Source organism: Pseudoduganella sp. OTU4001, from assembly GCF_038440195.1.
In the GTDB taxonomy this organism is placed as follows: domain Bacteria; phylum Pseudomonadota; class Gammaproteobacteria; order Burkholderiales; family Burkholderiaceae_D; genus Rugamonas.
Window position 1 is genome coordinate 40163 of sequence record NZ_JASATG010000020.1, and the last position, 19816, is coordinate 59978.

A 19816-nucleotide genomic window follows, 5' to 3' on the forward strand; every position below is an offset into this window, starting at 1 on the left:
TTTGGTCGCCTGCTCCCCCATTTCTGCATCCTGTCGCAAGCCAGTGGAGCGCCAGCGCGGCGCCCACTACAGTGACAGCATGGAGAAAAAGAAGGTTGAAATTTCTTATGAGCAAGAATGAGTACCTGGACGCATTGAAGAAGGCCCTCACCGGCTTGCCGCCCGACATTGCGGCCAAGACGATGGCTTACTACGAGCAGCGTTTTATCGACGAGCTGACCGCTGGCCGCTCGGAGGCGGAAATCGCCGCCGACCTGGACGAGCCGCGCAAGATCGCCATGACCCTGCGCGCCAGCACCCACCAGCAAGCATTCGAACAAAACCGCAGCCCCGCCAACCTGGCCCGGGTGGCGTTCTCCCTCATCGGCCTGGGCATTTTCAACCTGTTCATGGTGGTGCCGGCCGCGGTATTCTCCGCCCTGCTGGTTTCGGTCTACGCCAGCGCCTTCGCACTGTACGTGAGCGGCATTGCCATCACGGCAAGCGGCCTGGCCGGCGCCAATGAGCTGGTGCTCAACGGCCCGCTGCGCCACCTGGTGGTGTACGACGACGAAGGCGAGCAGATCGACGCCCGCATGCAGACCAAGATTTCGATCAGCGACCAGGGCGTGGACGTGTTCCAGGAACCGTCGCCCGGCTTGCGCAAGGAATGGGACGAAGCCCGCAGCAAATCGGAAAAATGGCTGGAAGGCGCCGAAGCGATGGCCGAAGGCGGCGTCCACATCACGTCCGACCTCGATAACGAATCGCGCGCCACCCAGACCGCCGTCGGCATCGGCCTGGTACTGCTGGGCATCGTGCTCAGTCTGATGAGCATTGTGATTACCAGGTACTCGCTGATTGGCCTGAAGCGCTACATCCAGATGAATGCCTCGTTGCTGCGCGGCCGCTGAAAGGAAAGCCAATGAATATCCGTTCCCTGTTCAAGATTGGCCTTGGCATGGCGTTGCTGGCAGTGCTGCTGACCGCCGTTTCCTACAGCATGCTGCGCGCCCAAGGCGCCGCCAATCCAACCAGCGTGGCCGGCCGCACCGCGCGCACGGAAGTGCGCGAAGTCAGCGCCACCATCTCCACCGTCGAACTGGTGGGTCCGATCGACCTGCGCCTGAAGCAAGGCGATGTGCCGTCGCTGAAAGTGCGCGGCGAGCAGCGTCTGCTGGGCAATATCGCCACCGTGCAGGATGGCTCCACCCTGCGCATCGGTTCCAAGGGCCTGCTGCTGCATCCGCGCCGCCCGATCGAAGTCGAACTGGTGCTGCCTTCGCTGAATGAACTGGTGGTCAACGGCAGCGGCGACAGCACCGTGAATGGCTTTAGCGGCGAGCACCTGAGCGTCCAGCTGCAAGGCTCGGGCAACCTGACCTTCAACGGACGCTACAAGCGAGTCGACGCAGGTGTGCACGGCAGCGGTGACCTGAACCTGAATACCGGCCACGGCGAACGCGTTTCGCTGGAAATGGTGGGCTCGGGTGCGATTACTTCCAGCGGCAGCTGCAAGGAGCTGACGGCGGACCTGGCTGGTTCGGGCGACCTGGATGCGCAGCACCTGGCCTCCGACAAGGTCACCGTGACGCTGCAGGGTTCCGGCACCACCAATGTGTTTGCGCGCCAGTCGGCCGACCTGACGGTCAGGGGTACCGGCGACATCCGCGTATTCGGCAACCCGGCCGACCGCAACGTGAGCCGCAGCGGCTCAGGCGGCGTGAGCTGGGTGCACTAAGCCAGGTAGCGCAGCACGTCGCGACCGGCGGCCAGGCCGCTGGCGAAACAGGCGGTCAGCAGGTAGCCGCCGGTTGGCGCCTCCCAATCCAGCATTTCGCCCGCCACGAAGGTGCCGGGCAGCGCCTTCAGCATCGTCCCGTCCAACGCTTCAAAACGCACGCCGCCGGCGCTGCTGATCGCCTCGTCGATGGGGCGCGGCGCGTGCAGTCTTACTGGCAGCGCCTTCAGCGTCGCCGCCACCCGCAACGGGTCGTGGAAGGCCTCCTTGTCCAGCACTTCGTGCAACAGGCCGGTCTTCACGCCTTTGATGTGGATACGGCTTTGCAGGAAGCTCGACATCGAGCGCGAACCGCGCGGGTGCGACAGCTCCTCCTGCAAGCGCGCCAGGCTCCAGTCCGGCAGCAGATCCAGCTCGATGGTTGCACTGCCTTCGGCGGCAATGCGGTCGCGGATCTGCGCCGACAAGGCGTAAATCAGGCTGCCTTCGACGCCGCTCGCGGTGATCACCATCTGGCCCTTGCGGCCGTTGATGGCGACGGTGGTCAAAGGCTGGCCGGCGTACTTTGCCGCAAAATGTTCGCTCCAGGAGGCGTCAAAGCCGCAGTTGGCGGGCACCAGCGGCGCCACGTCAACGCCGCGCGCGGCCAGCAGCGGCTGCCAGGCGCCATCCGAGCCGAGACGCGCCCAGCTTGCGCCGCCGAGCGCAAGCACCGTGGCCGCCGGCCGCAAGGCCAGCTCGCCCTGCGGCGATTGGACGCGCAGCGCGCCGTCCGCCGTCCAGCCCAGCCAGCGGTGGCGCTGGTGGAAATGCACGCCGCTCTCGCGCAGGCGATGCAGCCAGGCGCGCAGCATCGGCGCGGCCTTCATCTCGGTTGGGAAAACGCGGCCGGAGGTGCCGACAAAGGTTTCGATGCCCAGGCCATGCACCCAGGCCCGCAAGTGGTCCGGCGTAAAGGCATCCAGCATGGGCCGCAGCACGCCGGCACGGCTGCCATAGCGCGCGACAAACTGCTCATAAGCTTCCGAGTGCGTGATATTCATGCCGCCACGTCCCGCCAACAGGAATTTGCGGCCGACCGAAGGCATGGCGTCGTAGACGTCCACCCGTACACCGGCAGCCGCCAGGACTTCCGCTGCCATCAGGCCAGCAGGCCCGCCGCCAATGACGGCTACCCCTAATTGTTGATTGCTCTCCATAGGGGCTGCATTGTATGCGATTCATCGCCCTCCAGCTCAATTACCAGCATATTGCGTGGTAGTTGGTTGATATCCAGCATAACTTCGATATGCTCCACCAGGCCGTCCGTATGGAACTGGCGCGGCGACAGCCTGAGCGTCACCGGCGCAATCGAAAGGCCTGCGTCACGCCAGGCGCGTTGCTGGCGGCAGGCCTCGCGTACCAGCAAGGCGACCAGGGGTATCGCCAAGCCGCAGGACCCAGCCAGCGCCATGAGCTCACGATGTCCGATCAAGCCTCGCGCCGGATGGCGCCAGCACAGCTTGGCTTCAGCCCGGCCTGGGCCGTCGCAGAGCAGCTGCAGCTGCGCGTAATTGATTGCCCGGCGCAGTTCGACTTCCATGGCCATCCTGCGCGCGGCGCGCTCGTTCATTTCCTGTGCGCAGAAGCGGAAGCGGTTGCCGCCAAGTCCCGCAGCGTGAGCCGCCGCTACGTTGGCCAGGCGCAGCAGACCTGGCGCTTCCGCGCTGTCGCCGCTCATGGCGATGCCGATGCTGGCGGTGGTTCCCAATTCACGGCCCTGCCATTGCATGGGTTCCTTGACCGCGTCGAGCAATCTTGCCAGCAGGGGCAATATGTCGTCGTCCGCCACCAGTCCCGGCAAAATCAGGGCGAACTCGTTACCGAGCAGCCGCACCAGGGTATCTCCCTCGCGCAGGCAGGAGCACATGGCCGCCGTGACATGCTTGAGCAAGGCACAGCAGGCTTCCGGACCGAGGCTGGTCTTGATGCCCTGGTAATGGTCCAGGGTCAGCGCCACCACTGCGACCGGGCCGCCATCCTGCAGCGCCAGGTTCAGCCGCTCGTGAAAATAAGTGCGGTACGTTTCCATGGGCTCAGTCGAGGTAAGGGACGAAATCGAACGCACTCAGGATGCTGTTCACTTGTGCCGACAGGCAGAACGCGAAGAAGCTGCGCGCAACGCCCACCGGCGGCTCCTTGCTCGCCAGGGTCAGCGCGCGGCAGATCGGGTAGCTGCCATTGCGGATATTCGCCATGCTGGCCGAGATGCCGGAAATCGGCAGCAGGCACACCGACACGCCCTGGGCAATGGCACGCTCAGCGGCGCCGACGGAAACGAAGCCGATGCCGCCTTCGCAAGCGGCAATCACCGCCAGGCGCTCGGTATTCGACTCCACCGCCGCGTTGAGATGGAAGGTCTCCATCGTCTGCTTTAGGAAACGGGCGAACAAGGCGTTGGAGGCGCTGCCCGGCAAGGCGCCCACCGCATGGATCGAATTCCCGGCGCCACCAAGCACGCGCCATTCGCGCACCTGGCCGCTGAACACGTCCTGCAACTGTTCAAAGCTGAGCTGCTTGATGGGGTTATTCGCGTGCACCACCACGCCGACACCATCGCGCGCAATCGGAATGCCATACAAATCATGCTCGCCCGGCGCCAAGGCGCGCGACAGCATCGCAATCTGCGCCTGCCCCGTGCGCACCGCATCGAGGCCGCGCAGCGAGCCCCCAAGGTCGACATCGATGGTGACTTCCGGATGGTGCAAGCGATATTTGGCCGCGATTTCGCGCAATAGTGGCGCCATCGTGGTCGAGCCGGATATTTGCAGGCGCTGCGGCTGCAGCCGGCGCGGACTCGCCGTGCCGCTGGCAGCGGAGCCGTTCAGGCCAATGGCAGCAAAGACGAAACCCATTGCGACTCTCCTTGTTTCGAAGGAAGAAAGCCGCAGGGAAGAGGCGACAGGAATTCAGCAGGTGGAAGACGCGGCAAGGATTTGGGGCCGCGCTTGATTAAGTATATCGCGATGATGCGCCAGGTCAACTGTGCTCAGCATCGTGTTGCAGGGACGTCTTATCCGCCCGTCACAGGTGGGAAAAAGGCAACTTCGTCACCCGCGCTGACCGGCGCTTCGGCCTCACACATACGCTGGTTGCACGCCATGCGCAAGGCGCGCCCTTCGGACAGCGCGCTCGCCCATGGCTCGCCGCGCGCGATCAGCCAGGCGCGTACGGCGCCCACGGTCGCCACGCCAGCCGGCAGCGAAACCGTCTCGCCGCCGCCAAGCGCTTCGCGCACACTGGCAAAATATTTAAGATTGATCTGCATATCAGTACATCAATTCACTGAACGGGATGAAGCGCACCACGTCGCCGGCGGCAATCGGGTTGCCGGGAGGGTTGTCAATCAGGCCATCGCCCCAGACGGTGGAAGTCAGCACGGCCGAGCCCTGATTCGGGAACAGGTCCAGGCCGCCCTTGTCATTCAGTCTGGCGCGCAGGAATTCGTTGCGGCGGTCCGCCTTGGGCCAGTTGAAATCCGCCCGCAGCTGCATGCCGCGCGGCTGCCCCGGCACATCGGCGCCCTGGAGCCGCAGCAGGAATGGCCGCACGAACAGCAGGAAGGTCACAAAGCTCGACACCGGATTGCCCGGCAAACCGAGGAAGAACGCCTGCCCTACTTCGCCGAACGCCAGCGGCTTGCCCGGCTTGACGGCGATCTGCCACATATTCAGCTTGCCTTCCGCTTCCACGGCCGGCTTGATGTGGTCTTCCTCGCCGACGGAGACGCCGCCGGAGGTGATGATCAGGTCATTGCCATCGGCCGCCTGGCGCAGCACGGAACGCGTGGCTTCCAGCGAATCGGGCACGATGCCGAAGTCGCGCACCTCGCAACCCAGGTTTTCCAGCAAGGCGCGCAGGGTGAAGCGGTTGGAATTGTAGACGGCGCCCGGGGCCAGGGGCTCCCCTGGCATGGCCAGTTCGTCCCCAGTGAAGAACACTGCCACCCGCAGCTTGCGGCGCACCGCGAGGTCCGCCATGCCGATCGATGCCGCCAGCCCGAGCTCCTGGCTACGCAGCCGGGTGCCGGCAGCCAGGATCACGCTGCCGACGCTGATGTCTTCGCCGGTACGACGGATCCATTCGCCGGGTTTCGGCGTGTGGCGTACGGTCACGAGGCCATCGCTTGCTTCGCACTGCTCCTGCATGACCACCGCGTCGGCGCCTTCCGGGATCAGCGCGCCGGTGAAAATGCGCGCGGCGCAGCCAGGCAGCAAGGGCTGGCCGACGTGGCCGGCCGGGATGCGCTGCGTGACGGCCAGCGTGGCATCGCCGCTGGCGCAGTCGGCAGCGCGCACGGCGTAGCCGTCCATCTGGGTGTTGTCGTGGCCGGGCACATTCATGCCCGAGACCACGGCGCGCGCCAGCACGCGGCCATTGGCTTCCAGCGTCGGTACGTTCTCGATCTCCGCCACCGGACGGACGGCGGAGAGCAGGAACTCCAGGGCTTCGCGGACGGCGAGCATTGCCATGTTTTACAGTCCTGTGTTGGCGGCGATATACGCCTTCATCTTGGTGACGTCGGCCGGCATGACTTCAAAACGCTGCGGCAGCGCCTCGATATTCTCGAAACCGGCCGGGCGCTCGGCATCCTGGCCCAGTGCTTCGAGGATGGTCTCATTGAACTTGGCTGCCAGTGCAGTTTCCAGCACGATCATCGGCACGCCCGGCTGCATGTGTTCCTTGGCGACTTTGATGCCGTCGGCGGTGTGGGTGTCGATCACGATGCCGTAATCATCCGCCACGTCGCGGATGGTCTGTACGCGGTCGTCGTGGGTCGACTTGCCGGACTTGAAGCCGTACTTCTCCACCAGCTTGAACTCGTCGCCATCGCTGCCCGGCGCGCCGGACAGGTCGAAGCCGCCTTCGGTCTCCACTTTTTTGAACAGCTCGCGCACGCGCTTGCCGTCGCCCTTCACCAGGTCGAACACGAAGCGCTCGAAATTGGACGCCTTCGAGATGTCCATCGACGGGCTGGAGGTGTGGTAGGTCTCGGCCGATTTGCGCACGCGGTACACGCCGGTGCGGAAGAACTCGTCCAGCACGTCGTTTTCATTGGTCGCGACGATCAGTTTGTCGATCGGCAGCCCCATTTGGCGGGCGATATGGCCGGCGCAGATATTGCCGAAATTACCCGATGGGACGGTGAAGGAAACCTTCTGGTCGTTACTCTTGGTCGCTGCCAGGTAGCCGCGGAAGTAGTACACCACCTGCGCCACCACGCGCGCCCAGTTGATCGAATTGACGGTGCCGATCTTGTGGCGGGCCTTGAATTCCAGGTCGTTCGAAACGGCTTTCACCATATCCTGGCAGTCGTCGAACACGCCTTCGACGGCGATGTTGAAGATGTTCGGATCCTGCAGGGAGAACATCTGGGCGGTCTGGAACGCGCTCATCTTCTTGTGCGGCGACAGCATGAAGACCTTGATGCCTTTCTTGCCGCGCATTGCATATTCAGCCGCCGAACCGGTGTCGCCGGAGGTGGCGCCGAAGATGTTCAGCTGTGCATCCTGCTTGGCCAGCGCGTATTCGAACAGGTTGCCCAGCAACTGCATGGCCATGTCCTTGAATGCCAGGGTCGGGCCATTGGACAGCGATTGCAGCACGAGTTTCTTGCCGTCGGTTTCTTCCAGCACGCGCAGCGGCGTGATATCGGAGGCTTTCTCGCCTTCACGGACGTTGCGGTACACGTCGGCGGTGTAGGTCTTGTGCGCCAGCGCACGCAGGTCCGCTTCCGGAATGTCGCCGGCGAACTTCTTCAGTATCTCTACCGCCAGGTCGGCGTAAGACATGTAGCGCCACTTATTCAGCTCTTCGCCGGTGACTTGCGGGTACTCGACAGGCAGGTAAAGGCCGCCGTCAGGCGCCAACCCACCCAGAAGGATGTCGGAAAATTGCTGTGGGGAGTGCGATGCAGCCGACGCGTCGGCCCGGGTAGACACGTATTGCATAGAGTAGAGAATCCGGTTGGCAGGTGAAAACGGACATTTATTATAGTGCCAACCGAATATTCGTGGGGAGAACCCCCACGAAAGCCATTTTTAGCAGGCTGCGTGGTTCACGGTCACCACGTGGATTGCCAGGCCGCCCAGGGAGGTCTCCTTGTACTTGGCCTGCATGTCGGCGCCGGTCTGGCGCATGGTTTCGATCACGTTGTCGAGGGTGACGAAGTGGGTGCCGTCGCCCTTCATCGCCAGCGAAGCAGCGGTAATCGCCTTGACCGCGCCCATGCCATTGCGTTCGATGCAAGGAATCTGGACCAGGCCGCCGATCGGGTCGCAGGTCATGCCGAGGTGGTGTTCGATGCCGATCTCGGCCGCGTTTTCGATCTGCGCATTGGTGCCGCCCAATGCGGCCACCAGGCCTGCTGCGGCCATCGCACAGGCCACGCCCACTTCGCCCTGGCAGCCAATTTCAGCGCCGGAAATCGAGGCATTGCGCTTGCACAGCATGCCAATCGCAGCAGCGGTCAGCATGAACGCGCGCACGCCGGCCACCGGGTCGACTGGTTTACAGTCTTCCGCATAATATTTCAGCACAGCGGGAATGATGCCTGCAGCGCCATTTGTAGGCGCCGTTACAACACGTCCGCCTGCCGCGTTCTCCTCATTGACCGCCATCGCGTACAAAGTGACGCCGTTCAGCGCATCGTGCGGCAGCTGGTTGGCGCTGCCGCCCGACTGGGCCTGGCGCCACAAATCGGCCGCGCGGCGTTTCACATTCAGGCCGCCCGGCAGCTGGCCGGAGGTTTCCAGGCCATGCTGGATGCAGTCGCGCATGACGTGCCAGATGCGGTCCAGGCCTGCATCCAGCTCGGCTTCGGTCATGCGCTTCAGCTCATTCTCGCGCAGCATCTGCGGGATCGACTTGCCGCTGCTGACACCGTGGCCCAGCAGTTCCGCCATGGTGCTGAACGGATAACGCAGGCGCACAGGAGGCTTGTTGTCGGTGGCGTTCTGCTCGCCTTCGGCGACGATAAAGCCGCCGCCGACGGAGTAATAAACCTTGGTAACGCTGCTGCCATCGTTGCGCTTCAGGGTGAAACGCATGCCGTTCGGGTGTTCCGGCAGGTTCTCCTTCATATGGAACACCAGGTGCTCCTTGCGGGTGAACGGCACGGTCTTTTCACCCAGCAGGCGCAGTTCCCCATCTACATCGGCAGCGGCCAGCATATCGTCCACCGCATCGGGGTCAACACCCTGCGGCGTTTCGCCCATCAGACCAAGCAGCACGGCCTTGTCGGTGCCGTGGCCGACACCGGTCAGCGCCAGTGAGCCAAACAGCTCGGCAGTCACGGAGGCGACATCGTCCAATGGACTGTTCTCGACCAGGAAGCGGCGCGCCGCCACCATTGGGCCCACCGTGTGGGAGCTCGACGGGCCAATGCCAATCTTGAAAAGGTCGAAAACACTCATGTCCATTGTTACTTGTCTCTTTCTCGTTATGCGGCCTCGCTGAGGCTCACGTCAATATTCGCCAGCATGTCCTTCACCATCTCGTCCACGCCGATGCTTGCTTTCCAGCCCCAATCCGCGGTCGCCTTGGAATCGTCCAGGCTGCGCGGCCAGCTGTCTGCAATGGCCTGGCGGCTATCCGGAGTGTAGGCAATTTTGAACTCGGGCAGCGCTTTGGTGATCGCTGCGGCCAATTGTTCCGGGTTGAAGGAAACGCCGGCGACATTGTACGACGAACGGATCTTAATTTGTGAGGCCGGAGCGTCCATCAATTCAATGGTTGCGCGAATTGCGTCGGGCATGTAAATCATCGGCAGCGTGGTCTGCGGACCGAGGAAGCAATCGTAGCGCTCACCGCGCAGCGCCGCGTGGAAAATCGCGATCGCGTAGTCGGTGGTGCCGCCGCCTGGAGGCGATTTGTAGCTGATGATGCCCGGGTAGCGGATCGAGCGCACATCCACGCCATACTTCAGGAAGTAGTATTCGCACAGTCGTTCGCCGGCCAGCTTGGAAATGCCGTAAATCGTGGTCGGGTCCATCACGGTGAACTGCGGCGTATTCTCGGCCGGGGTGTTCGGGCCGAAGGCCGCGATCGACGATGGCCAGAAGATGCGCAGTGGCTTGCCCTGCTCGCCGCGGGCGCGCGCCACTTCCAGGATGTTCAGCAGGCCGTCCATGTTCAGGTCCCACGCCTTCAGCGGCGCCGCCTCGCCGGTGGCCGACAGCATCGCCGCCAGCTGGTACACCTGGGTGATGTTCTCCGATGCGATCAGCTGTTCCAGCGCCGCGCGGTCCATCACGTTCAGCAGGGAGTAGCGCTCGGCGTTGTACTTGTTGACCGGGCTGATGTCGGTGGCAATCACATTGTGGGCGCCGTGCTGTTTCGCCAGCGCTTCCACCAGTTCGCTACCAATTTGGCCGTTTGCGCCGATGACGAGGATGCGTTCCATGTTTCTGTTCCTTCTTAGTTCTTGATGATGCCGAGTTCTTTGCCTGCCTGTTCGAATGCCGCCAGGACTTTGTCCAGCTGCTCACGGGTGTGGGCGGCGGACAGCTGCACACGTACGCGCGCCTGGCCCATCGGCACGACCGGGTAGAAGAAGCCGGACAGCAGCACGCCCAGTTCGTACATGCGGGCGGCGAACTTTTGCGCTACCGGCGCTTCGAACAGCATCACCGGCACAACCGGATGGGTGCCTGGCTTGATGGTGAAGCCGATACGCTCGATCTCCTTGCGGAAGTAGGCGGTGTTTTCGTGCAGGCGGTCGCGCAGTTCGGTCGAAGCGGACAGGCGCTTCAGCACTGCCAGCGAGGCGCCGGCGATGGACGGGGCCAGGGTGTTGGAGAACAGATATGGACGCGATTTCTGGCGCAGGGTGTCGATCACTTCCTTGCGGCCGGAGGTGAAGCCGCCCATGGCGCCGCCCAGGGCCTTGCCCAGGGTGCCGGTGATGATGTCGATCTTGCCCAGCACATTGTGGTGCTCGTGGGTGCCGCGGCCGGTCTTGCCCATGAAGCCGGATGCGTGGCATTCGTCGATCATGACCAGGGCGCCATATTTCTCTGCCAGTTCAACCACCTTGTCCAGTTGGGCGATGGTGCCGTCCATCGAGAACACGCCGTCGGTCACGATGATCTTGTGGCGCTTGTCGGCTGCAGCCTGCAGCTGCTTTTCCAGGTCGGCCATATCGTTATGGGCGTAGCGGAAGCGCGCAGCCTTGCACAGGCGGATGCCGTCGATGATGGAGGCGTGGTTCAGCGCATCGGAGATGATGGCGTCGTTTTCGTCGAACAGCGGCTCGAATACGCCGCCGTTGGCGTCGAATGCCGCTGCGTACAGGATGGTGTCTTCGGTGCCGAGGAAGTCGGAAATCGCCTTCTCCAACTGCTTGTGCACGGTCTGGGTGCCGCAGATGAAGCGCACCGAGGACAGGCCGTAGCCGTACTTCTCGGTCGCGTCGATGGAGGCTTGCGCCACCCATTCCTGGCCCGACAGGCCCAGGTAGTTATTGGCGCACATATTAATCAGGGTACGACCGTCTTCCGATTGCACTTCGCTGCCCTGGCGGGAAGCAATTACGCGTTCAGGCTTGTACAGACCTTCGCTGCGCAGCTTTTCCAGGTTCTGTTGCAGGCCACTATAAAACGCATTCGTCGCTTGGCTCATGGTCGTCCTCTGAGGTAAAGTTTACTCTTATTTCACTAATCCGATTGGAATTCACTATATTGAACGTAAATTCGATATGCTGAATACTACTTTACTATATTGAACTCTGCAAGCGTGAAGCCGACCCTGTCCACCAATGCTCCGCCGGAAGTCGGCGCCGCCCTGCAACGTTTGCGTCTGGCGCGCGGCCTGACGCTGGAAGACCTGTCCCGCATTGCGGGGGTTTCCAAATCCATGCTATCGCAGATTGAGCGCGAAAAAGCCAATCCGACCATCGCCATTACCTGGCGCCTGGCCAATGCCCTGGGCGTGCAGATCGGGGAGTTGCTGTCTGACGTCGAAAAAGATGTCGAAACGATAAAGCTGATAGATGCACACGAAACGCCTACCCTGCCGGGCGCGCATGCCGGTTATGTGCTGCGTATCCTGGGACCGATGGAGCTGGCAGGTAAGTTCGAGTGGTATGAGCTGACGCTGGCCCCAGGCGGCGAACTGGTGTCGCAGCCGCACGACCCAGGCACCACCGAACACCTGACCATCCTGCACGGTTCGATGGAGCTGGAGGTCGGGTCGAACAAGAAGAAGATCAAGATCGGCGGCACGGCACGCTATGCCGCCGATATCCACCACGCCATCCGCAACCCGGGCAAGGCCGAGGCGAAAGCGCTACTGGTGGTGATGCACCGTTAAGGGTGACGCTCCGCCCCCGGTGGAGGAGCGACCCACGAATGCATGCGCTCTTCATAAACCGAGACGCCCGGCGCCGGGAACGATGGGTCGGCGAACGCACCGACCGGGATACCGACGAAGTCCGGCAACGCCTCCGGTTCGTAATACACCGTGGCGCCGCAAGTCGGGCAGAAATGGAAGTTCGCACCGTTGCCCGAGTCGCCGACGATGCGGTACACGGTCGAAGTTCCCGACACCTTCACATTCTCGCGCGGAAAACGCGCTTGTTCGCCAAACGGACCGCCTGTGCGTCGTTGGCAATTCAGGCAATGGCAGATCGAAATCCGCACCGGCTCACCGCTTACTTCGGCTTTCAGCTGGCCGCAGCTGCACGCGGCAACACGTTTTGTCATGATTGATTCTTCCCTTTGACTTTGCACGGCGGAGCGCCCAGTACGCGCGGGGCTGCCGTGGGAAATCGCTCCAGCACGCATCGCTCTACGTCGGTTTGGCGGCCGGAAGATACGAATCGCAGGCTGCGCAGGCCACCGCCCTTTGCGTATTCAATATGCATGCGGGTCTGGCTATCCGCTGCGGGCAACTCCGGAATGACGCCGTCCGGGCGCAGGCTCAGGATTCTATCCCTGTGCGCCAGGGCGGGCGCCGCCAGGAGCGAAAGGACGAAAAAAAGACCGGCCCGTTTCATCGCCACTATCAGATCGGGGCGCCCGGCGGGATTTCCGGCATGGGGCGTAGTTTGACGCTGCGCGGGTCGGCCAGGTAGCGCGTGACATGGTCGGCGGCCTGGGCGCGGCTGGAGGCGGTGGTGCCTTTGCCGGGGTTGGCCTTCAACCATGCGACGAGGCTGCGCAGGTGCTGGCGCAGGTCGGCGTCGACGTTGGCGTGCAACTTGCCGCCTTCCAGGGCTTGCAGCAATCCGTCGAGCACTACCCAGTTGGCCGCCAACTGGACGGCTTCGCCGCCGGCGACGCTGGACGGGACGGCGGCGCGCTTCCAGGTGGCGGCCAGTGCGGCGTCGAGCACGTCGCCGGTGCCTGGCATGGCGGCGTCGCGCGCGTGCTGCCAGTACAGGCGGTTCAGGCGGCTGGCGTCGAACAGGAAGCCGGCGGTCTGTGCGGCGCCGGATTCGGCGGCGGAGAGCGCGTCGAACACGGCGTTCATGCGGGTGCTGAAGTATTCCTTGCTGCGCTCAAAGCCTGCGGAGGGTGGGGAAAGCTGGTCCAGTACGCCGGACGGCAGCGCGAGGTATTCGGCGCGCAGGGTGTCGGCCAGCCGAGCCAGTGCGGCACGCTGGGTTGCTGCGGGAATTGCCTTGACGCCTGCGGCGGCCCGGCCGGCACGGATGTCGGCGCTGATGGCGGATTCGTACTCGCCGCCGGCCAGCAGCCGCGCGACTGCTTCGCCCTGGTAGCGCTGCAGCAGGTAGACCGGCACCAGGCGGGCCTCCAGTTCGCCAGTCTGGCGCTCATCCGGCAAGACATCGAGCGAGAAGCTGTCCAGCGCACGGCGGCGGATCGCGCCCAGCTGGTCCCAGGTCTTGAGCGTGTCGGGACCAAAATCCCACAGCAGGCCATTCGGGTGCGCGGCGCCCGGCGCGCGGGAGTCGCCGTCGGAGACGTACTGCAGGCCGGCGCCGCGGGCGTCGCTGCGCAGTTTGGCCAGCGCTTCGGCCTCGGCGCCTGGATCGCTGCCGAAATCGCCGTAGACGTGTTTGACGATGTAGTCGTCCCACGCACCCACGCCGACGCCATAGGCATCCTGCAGGTCGATGCCGCCGTTTGCGCTTAGCTTCAGCACGGGATGCGGGTAGTCCATGACGGAGCCGTTGCCATGCCGGCTGGCGGCGAAGTTGTGGGCGAAGCCGAGCGTATGGCCGACTTCGTGGGCAGACAACTGGCGCAGGCGCGCCAGCGCCATTTGCTCGGCAAGCTTGCGGCGCTCGGCGGGGGCGGATTTGCCGTACGGCGCCAGCAGCGCCTCGGCGATCAGGATATCCTGCCGCACGCGCTGCGAGCCAAGTGTGACCGCGCCGCGGATGATCTGGCCGGTGCGGGGATCGGTGATTGCATTGCCATACGACCAGCCGCGCGTGGCGCGATGCACCCAGGTGATCATGTTGTAGCGCACATCGGCGGGGTCGGCGCCTTCCGGCATCAGCTCAACACGGAAGCCATCCTTGAAGCCCGCCTTTTCGAACGCAGCGGACCACCAGCGCGCCCCCTCCAGCAAGGCGGAACGAACCGGCTCGGGCGCGCCGCGATCGAGATAGTAGACAATCGGCTTGCCGCCCTTTTCCAAGCGGTGCCGGACCTGCCAGCGCACATCAAGGCTGCTGGCCAGCGGCGTGGCGAAGTCGTAGTAGCCGGTGTCAAAGCCACCGGAGAATGGATGGTAGCGGCGCGGCTTGTAGCCGTTGTCCGGCAACCGCACCATGGAAATATGCTGGCGCATGGTCAGGCTGGCCGGATCGGCAGCCACCTGGCGCACGTACTCGCCGCTGCCAGGTCCGGCGAAGGTTAGCAGCGCCTCGAGTTCAACGTTATCGGGAAACGCCTTCGCCTCGGCCGGAAGGACCGCGCTGCGCTTCTCGTCAACACGGTAAGCGCCCTGCTTCGTGTCGGCCAGCCGCTGCACCACGCCATGCTGGTCGGCCAGCAGGAAGCTGGAAAAATCGACCAGGTGGCGGCCGCCATCGCTGGCGATGATATCGCCTGACCACAGCACGGCGCCGGCAAACGACTCGGCTACCGCATTGCGTTCATCGGCATCGGCCGAACGCGCAACGAAGCGCGTGTTCTCCTGCACCAGGAACAGGCGCGGGCCGAACTTCCGGAAACGCACCAGGCGCGCTTCGCCGGCCTGCGCGCGGTCCAGGCCAACGTCGTTCGATCCCAAAGCATACGGCAAGGAAGTCGTCAGCAGGAACGGCTGGTCCAGCTCACGCACGGACAGCAGCACCTTGCCCTGCTCCGCATCGCGCCACAGCTCGATGAAACCGGGCTGCGACACGAGGGAACGGGTATGGTCGGCGAAAGTCTTCGGCGCCTCTGCTGCCGTGGCCGGCGCAATCAGGGCAGCCCACAGCAGCAGCGCGCGCATGGCTTACTGCCCGCCGGTGGTGGATGCAGCCGGTGCGGCAGGCTGCATATCCAGGGCGCGCGACAGGAAGCCCCAACGGTCCGCCACTTCCTCGATCTGCTTCGCGGTCGGCTTGCCGGCGCCGTGGCCGGCTTTGGAATCGATGCGGATCAGAATCGGTGCGGCGCCGGATTGTGCAGCCTGGGCGGCGGCAGCGAACTTGAAACTGTGTGCTGGGACTACGCGGTCATCGTGGTCGGCAGTCAGCACCATGGTCGCCGGATAGCAGCCGCCCTTCTTCAGGTTATGCAGCGGCGAGTACTTCACCAGCGCCTTGAACTCCTCGGCGTTGTCGGACGAACCGTAGTCCGAAGTCCATGCCCAGCCGATGGTGAATTTCTGGAAGCGCAGCATGTCCATCACGCCTACAGCCGGCAGCGCGGCGCCGAACAGTTCCGGACGCTGGGTCATCGCAGCACCCACCAGCAGGCCGCCATTGGAGCCGCCGCCGATCGACAGCTTGGCTGGCGAAGTCACCTTGTTGGCGACCAGCCATTCAGCCGCGCCGATAAAGTCGTCGAACACGTTCTGCTTTTGCAGCTTAGTGCCGGCCTTGTGCCATGCTTCGCCGTATTCGCCGCCGCCGCGCAGGTTGGCTACGACATAGACGCCGCCCATTTCAACCCATGCCAGGTTGGATACGGAGAAGCTTGGGGTCAGCGAGACGTTGAAGCCACCGTAGCCGTACAGGTAGGTCGGGTTGCTGCCATCCAGCTTCATGCCCTTTTTGGACACGATGAACATCGGCACCTTGGTGCCATCCTTGGAGGTGTAGAACTGCTGGCGCACGTCGAACGCGTTCGGGTCGAAGTCGACCTTAGGCTGGCGGTAGATGCTCGACTTGCCGGTCTTCATATCCAGGCGGTAGATGGTGGTCGGCGTGGTGAAGCTGGTGTACGAGTAGAAGGTCTCGGTGTCGGTTGCCTTGCCGCCAAAGCCGCCGGCGGAGCCCAGGCCCGGCAGTGCGATCTCGCGTACCGGCTTGCCTTTCAGGTCGACGATCTTGACGGCGCTGTGCGCGTCGCTCAGGTAGTTCAGTACCAGCTGCTTGTTGACGATGCTGGCGCCGGTCAGGGTTTGCGCCGACTCGGCCACGATTTCTTTCCAGTTTTCGCTGCCTGGCTTGCGGATATCGATCGCAATCACGCGCGAGCGCGGTGCGTTCTTGTCGGTCAGGAAGTAGAACACCGGGCCATCATTGTCGATGAAGTTGTAGGAAGCGTCGAACTGCTCCAGCAGGCCAACCACTTGCGCGTCCTTGGCTTTCAGGTCCTTGATGAAGACGCGGTTTTTCTGCTCGGTGCCGTGGGAGCCGTTCACGATCAGGTAGCGGCCGTCGTCGGTCACTTCGGCACCGAAGCCCCATTCCTTCTGGTCTGGGCGGTGGTAAACCAGCACGTCGGCATCCTGCGCGGTGCCCAGCTTGTGGAAGTAGACCTTCTGAAAGTAGTTCACGCCGGACAGCTTGGCGCCTTCGGCCGGCGCATCGTAGCGGCTGTAGTAGAAACCGGAGCCGTCGGCGGCCCAGGCGGTGTTGGAGAACTTGACCCACTTGATGTGGTCGGCCATGTCCTTGCCGGTTTCAATGTCGCGCACCTTGATCTCGTTCCAGTCGGAGCCGGAGGCAGCGGTGCTGTAGGCCAGGAACTTGCCGTTAGGGCTGACGGCCATGCCGGCCAGCGCCACGGTGCCGTCGGCAGCCAGGGTGTTCGGGTCGAGCAGCACGCGCGGGGTTTCGCCCAGGGACTTGGCGGTGTACAGGACTGCCTGGTTCTGCAGGCCGTCATTGCGGCTGTAGAAGTAGCGGCCGCCCTTCTTCGAAGGCACGCTGTAACGCTCGTAGTTCCACAGCTTGGTCAGGCGCGCCTTGATCGCTTCGCGCTGCGGGATCTGCGCCAGCCAGGCTTGCGTCACCTTGTTCTGTTCCGCCACCCAGGACTTGGTCTCGGCGCTGTTGTCGTCTTCCAGCCAGCGGTATGGGTCGGCGACCATGGTGCCGTGGTAGTTGTCCTGCTGCTCAACGACCTTCGAGATCGGGTAGGTCACAGGGGCGGAGCCTGCCGGGCAGGTCTGGGCCAGGGCTTGGCCGCTGAAGGCGGCGATCAGGGAAATTGCGAGGGTGGCGCGCTTGAATGGCATTTGTCGTCCATAGAGTAGTTATGAATGCGGCAGCGATCATAACGTGGATTTTGACAAATAAGTAACTATCCGAAGCACCCCACGCCAAGTATTATTCGGCCAATGCCGGTGCGCGCCACTTCTCGACCCACGCAGCCATGTCGGAAGCCGGCATCGGACGGCTCATGAAGTAGCCCTGCCCCTGGTCGCAGCCCATCTCCGCCAGGATATTCCAGGCGGCCTCCCCTTCCACGCCTTCCGCCACTACACGCAGGCCCATATTGTGGCCAAGGTCGATGGTGGAGCGTACGATCTTGGCGTCGCCCACGTCGTTCGCCATGTTCAGCACGAAGGACTTGTCGATCTTCAGCTCATCGACCGGCAGCCGTTTCAGGTAGGCCAGCGAGGAATAGCCGGTGCCGAAATCGTCGATCGACAGGTCGCAGCCCATGGCATGCAAGCGCTCCAGTGTCTGCTGGGCGCGCACCGGGTCGTCCATGATGGCGCTTTCGGTGATCTCCAGGCAGAAGGCGCCGGGCGAAACCTGGTGGCGCATGAAGATCTCGCCAAACTTTACCGGCAGGTCCTGGTCCAGCAGGTCGCGGGTGGAGAGATTGACCGAAATCTTGAGGTGGATGCCTTGCTGCGCCAGCGTGTGGCACAGTTCCGCCGAGCGCTCCAGCACCCATTGTGTCAGCACGCGGATAAAGCCGGTCTGCTCCGCGAACGGGATGAACTGGTCGGGGAAGACATTGCCGCGCACAGGGTGCTGCCAGCGCACCAAAGCCTCGGCGCCAACCACCTGGCCGGTCGCGAAGGTGATCTTGGGCTGGACGAACAAACGCAACTCGTTATTTTCCACCGCCTGCCGCAACTCCGTCAGCAGGGACAGGCTTTGCTGGCTGCCCTGGTCGATCGATTCGTCGTAGACCACGGCGCCGTCGTTGCGCTGCTTGGCGGTATACATGGCGATCTCGGTCTTGCCCAGCAGCTCTTCACCGTCCGCGCCGTGCTCGGGGTAGCCCGCAATGCCGATACCGGCGCCGATATCGACCATCTGCTCGTCCAGCGAAAGCGGCGATTCCAGCGCCTGCAGGATTTCGGAAGCCACCACCATGGCCTGCCCCAGGTCAGAGCCCGGCAGCAGAACCGCGAATTCATCGCCGCCCAGACGCGCCACGGAAGCCTGGTGGCGCCGGTTGGCCAGCAGCTGCTGCAGGCGGCCCGCCACCTGTTTCAGCAAGGCGTCGCCGAAGCTATGTCCCATCACATCGTTCACGTGCTTAAAGCGGTCCAGGTCCATCATCAGCACGTAGACCGAGCCGCCGCGCTTCTTGGCATCAGCCAGCGAATCATTCAGCTTGAGCAGGAATTGCGCGCGGTTCGGCAGGTTGGTCAGCGGATCCCAATACGCCAGCCGTTTGATTTCCTGCTCACGCTTGGCGATACCGTCACGCATGCTGCCGAAGGCATTGGCCAGCGCCCCGATTTCGTCGGCGCGCGAACTGGCGATATCGATCTTGTAATCGCCCTGTTCCAAGCGTTTTGCGGTGTCGGCCAGTTGCCGCAGCGGCTGGGCGATCCGTTTCGCGGTCAGCACGCTGGCGACGGCGCAAATGATGATGCCCGCCACCGTCAGGCCGAGCAGCCAGCGCTCCAGGCGCGCATACTCGGCGGTTGCTTCGTCAATCGACCGGCCCAGCATGGCGACCGCCACATGGCCGCCGTCTTCGCCGATCGGCGTCAGGCGCACGCTGAAGCGGTCGTCGCCGATTTCAAGGTCGAAGGCATCAGCCGGCATCGGCCCCATGCCCTGCAGCTGCGTCACAATCGAGCCAATCGAAGCCGGTGGCCAGCTGGAAGCAACCGGCAGCCAGTTGCCGCGTGCATCGCGCGTCATCAGCAGGGTTTGCAGCGCCGTGGTTTCACGCATATCGCGCGCCAGGCGCTCGTCCAGCGGGAAAGCCATCACAACGAAACCGATGGTCACCGGCGCCTTCACCGGCACCACCACGATCTGGTACGGCAGCCGCTCCACCACCGCGACACCGTTGGCGCCATCCGACTGCTCCGCCTTGTCCAGCATGCTCATGACCATGTGCTCCAGGCCGGCCGCCTGCGCATCGCTGGTGGAGGCAACCACTTTGCGCTCCGCGCTGACCAGCATCGTCATGGACGCCTTGATGCGGCGGCCGTGGTTGGCCAGCGCCGACTCAATGGTGGCGCGGTCCTCTTCGTCGGTATTGCCAACCGCCGCCAGGAAACCGGTATCGCGCGCCAGCAAGCGCGCGCCGTTGCGCAGGTTTTGCGCATTCTGCTCCATCAGCCGCTCGAACACCTTGCGGCCGTTGACCAGTTCGGATGCGATTGCGGTGCGGGCGTTGCTATCGATGCCACGCTGGATGACGACCAGTCCCACCAGCTGCACCACAATGAGCAGCACAAGGAACAGCGTAACGATGCGGCTTTCCAGGCTTCTGAATCGCATGG

At 63.6% G+C, this 19816-nt stretch carries 16 protein-coding genes; 3 read left to right on the plus strand and 13 right to left on the minus strand.

Annotation, left to right across the window (positions count from 1 at the left end; all coding sequences use genetic code 11):
• Positions 1 to 107: 107 nt before the first annotated feature.
• Positions 108 to 893 (plus strand): DUF1700 domain-containing protein, encoded by a 786-nt coding sequence (locus AAHE99_RS17800; RefSeq protein ID WP_342118680.1) that lies wholly within the window; start codon positions 108 to 110, stop codon positions 891 to 893.
• A gap of 11 nt (positions 894 to 904) precedes the next feature.
• Entirely contained in the window at positions 905 to 1720 is an 816-nt protein-coding gene (locus AAHE99_RS17805; RefSeq protein ID WP_342118681.1) for a head GIN domain-containing protein, read from the plus strand.
• On the opposite strand, the gene AAHE99_RS17810 is transcribed toward AAHE99_RS17805, so the two are convergent.
• The 9 genes from AAHE99_RS17810 to kbl all read right to left on the minus strand — a co-directional run bounded on the left by AAHE99_RS17810 (position 1717) and on the right by kbl (position 11380).
• Positions 1717 to 2919 (minus strand): NAD(P)/FAD-dependent oxidoreductase, encoded by a 1203-nt coding sequence (locus AAHE99_RS17810; protein ID WP_342118682.1) that lies wholly within the window; start codon positions 2917 to 2919, stop codon positions 1717 to 1719. The two genes, AAHE99_RS17805 and AAHE99_RS17810, sit on opposite strands and share 4 nt — an antisense overlap.
• Positions 2898 to 3791, minus strand: coding sequence for a diguanylate cyclase domain-containing protein (locus tag AAHE99_RS17815; RefSeq protein WP_342118683.1), 894 nt, complete (start codon positions 3789 to 3791; stop codon positions 2898 to 2900). Before AAHE99_RS17815 ends, AAHE99_RS17810 begins: the two co-directional genes overlap by 22 nt.
• Positions 3792 to 3795: 4 nt before the next feature.
• The gene (locus AAHE99_RS17820; protein ID WP_342118684.1) at positions 3796 to 4614 is read right to left on the minus strand and encodes a substrate-binding domain-containing protein; all 819 of its coding nucleotides are present in this window, start codon (positions 4612 to 4614) and stop codon (positions 3796 to 3798) included.
• A 158-nt stretch (positions 4615 to 4772) separates the two neighbouring features.
• A complete protein-coding gene (gene moaD / locus AAHE99_RS17825; protein ID WP_342118685.1) occupies positions 4773 to 5027 on the minus strand; it encodes a molybdopterin converting factor subunit 1 in 255 nt (84 codons plus the stop codon).
• Position 5028: 1 nt separating this feature from the next.
• Positions 5029 to 6225 (minus strand): molybdopterin molybdotransferase MoeA, encoded by a 1197-nt coding sequence (locus AAHE99_RS17830; RefSeq protein ID WP_342118717.1) that lies wholly within the window; start codon positions 6223 to 6225, stop codon positions 5029 to 5031.
• 9 nt (positions 6226 to 6234) lie between these two features.
• Positions 6235 to 7710 (minus strand): threonine synthase, encoded by a 1476-nt coding sequence (gene thrC / locus AAHE99_RS17835; protein WP_342118686.1) that lies wholly within the window; start codon positions 7708 to 7710, stop codon positions 6235 to 6237.
• Between the two features lie 90 nt (positions 7711 to 7800).
• A complete protein-coding gene (locus AAHE99_RS17840; RefSeq protein ID WP_342118687.1) occupies positions 7801 to 9180 on the minus strand; it encodes an L-serine ammonia-lyase in 1380 nt (459 codons plus the stop codon).
• 20 nt (positions 9181 to 9200) lie between these two features.
• Positions 9201 to 10163, minus strand: coding sequence for an NAD-dependent epimerase/dehydratase family protein (locus AAHE99_RS17845; RefSeq protein ID WP_342118688.1), 963 nt, complete (start codon positions 10161 to 10163; stop codon positions 9201 to 9203).
• A 14-nt stretch (positions 10164 to 10177) separates the two neighbouring features.
• Entirely contained in the window at positions 10178 to 11380 is a 1203-nt protein-coding gene (kbl, locus tag AAHE99_RS17850) for a glycine C-acetyltransferase (RefSeq protein WP_342118689.1), read from the minus strand.
• A 114-nt stretch (positions 11381 to 11494) separates the two neighbouring features.
• Here kbl and AAHE99_RS17855 point away from each other — a divergent pair, with 114 nt between their 5' ends.
• On the plus strand, positions 11495 to 12070 hold the full coding sequence (locus AAHE99_RS17855) for a helix-turn-helix domain-containing protein (RefSeq protein ID WP_342118690.1): 576 nt from the start codon (positions 11495 to 11497) through the stop codon (positions 12068 to 12070).
• Here the strand turns inward: AAHE99_RS17855 and AAHE99_RS17860 are convergent.
• The 4 genes from AAHE99_RS17860 to AAHE99_RS17875 form a co-directional block, all read right to left on the minus strand.
• Positions 12067 to 12462 carry a GFA family protein gene (locus AAHE99_RS17860; RefSeq protein ID WP_342118691.1) on the minus strand — a complete coding sequence of 132 codons (396 nt, stop codon included), beginning with the start codon at positions 12460 to 12462 and terminating at the stop codon, positions 12067 to 12069. The two genes, AAHE99_RS17855 and AAHE99_RS17860, sit on opposite strands and share 4 nt — an antisense overlap.
• Positions 12463 to 12763: 301 nt before the next feature.
• Positions 12764 to 15169, minus strand: coding sequence for a zinc-dependent metalloprotease (locus tag AAHE99_RS17865; RefSeq protein ID WP_342118692.1), 2406 nt, complete (start codon positions 15167 to 15169; stop codon positions 12764 to 12766).
• Positions 15170 to 15172: 3 nt separating this feature from the next.
• Positions 15173 to 17347, minus strand: a complete 2175-nt coding sequence (locus AAHE99_RS17870; RefSeq protein WP_342118693.1) for a prolyl oligopeptidase family serine peptidase — start codon at positions 17345 to 17347, stop codon at positions 15173 to 15175.
• A 91-nt stretch (positions 17348 to 17438) separates the two neighbouring features.
• The gene (locus AAHE99_RS17875) at positions 17439 to 19814 is read right to left on the minus strand and encodes a putative bifunctional diguanylate cyclase/phosphodiesterase (RefSeq protein ID WP_342118694.1); all 2376 of its coding nucleotides are present in this window, start codon (positions 19812 to 19814) and stop codon (positions 17439 to 17441) included.
• Between the last annotated feature and the right edge of the window lie 2 nt (positions 19815 to 19816).

Excerpts from the sequence above, each read along its gene's own strand:
- AAHE99_RS17845 (WP_342118688.1), bottom strand. The coding sequence starts at position 10,163 with ATGGAACGCATCCTCGTCATCGGCGCAAACGGCCAAATTGGTAGCGAA.
- AAHE99_RS17805 (WP_342118681.1), top strand. The coding sequence starts at position 905 with ATGAATATCCGTTCCCTGTTCAAGATTGGCCTTGGCATGGCGTTGCTG.
- AAHE99_RS17865 (WP_342118692.1), bottom strand. The coding sequence starts at position 15,169 with ATGCGCGCGCTGCTGCTGTGGGCTGCCCTGATTGCGCCGGCCACGGCA.
- AAHE99_RS17820 (WP_342118684.1), bottom strand. The coding sequence starts at position 4,614 with ATGGGTTTCGTCTTTGCTGCCATTGGCCTGAACGGCTCCGCTGCCAGC.
- AAHE99_RS17860 (WP_342118691.1), bottom strand. The coding sequence starts at position 12,462 with ATGACAAAACGTGTTGCCGCGTGCAGCTGCGGCCAGCTGAAAGCCGAA.
- AAHE99_RS17810 (WP_342118682.1), bottom strand. The coding sequence starts at position 2,919 with ATGGAGAGCAATCAACAATTAGGGGTAGCCGTCATTGGCGGCGGGCCT.
- AAHE99_RS17870 (WP_342118693.1), bottom strand. The coding sequence starts at position 17,347 with ATGCCATTCAAGCGCGCCACCCTCGCAATTTCCCTGATCGCCGCCTTC.
- moaD (WP_342118685.1), bottom strand. The coding sequence starts at position 5,027 with ATGCAGATCAATCTTAAATATTTTGCCAGTGTGCGCGAAGCGCTTGGC.
- kbl (WP_342118689.1), bottom strand. The coding sequence starts at position 11,380 with ATGAGCCAAGCGACGAATGCGTTTTATAGTGGCCTGCAACAGAACCTG.
- thrC (WP_342118686.1), bottom strand. The coding sequence starts at position 7,710 with ATGCAATACGTGTCTACCCGGGCCGACGCGTCGGCTGCATCGCACTCC.
- AAHE99_RS17830 (WP_342118717.1), bottom strand. The coding sequence starts at position 6,225 with ATGCTCGCCGTCCGCGAAGCCCTGGAGTTCCTGCTCTCCGCCGTCCGT.
- AAHE99_RS17840 (WP_342118687.1), bottom strand. The coding sequence starts at position 9,180 with ATGGACATGAGTGTTTTCGACCTTTTCAAGATTGGCATTGGCCCGTCG.
- AAHE99_RS17875 (WP_342118694.1), bottom strand. The coding sequence starts at position 19,814 with ATGCGATTCAGAAGCCTGGAAAGCCGCATCGTTACGCTGTTCCTTGTG.
- AAHE99_RS17800 (WP_342118680.1), top strand. The coding sequence starts at position 108 with ATGAGCAAGAATGAGTACCTGGACGCATTGAAGAAGGCCCTCACCGGC.
- AAHE99_RS17815 (WP_342118683.1), bottom strand. The coding sequence starts at position 3,791 with ATGGAAACGTACCGCACTTATTTTCACGAGCGGCTGAACCTGGCGCTG.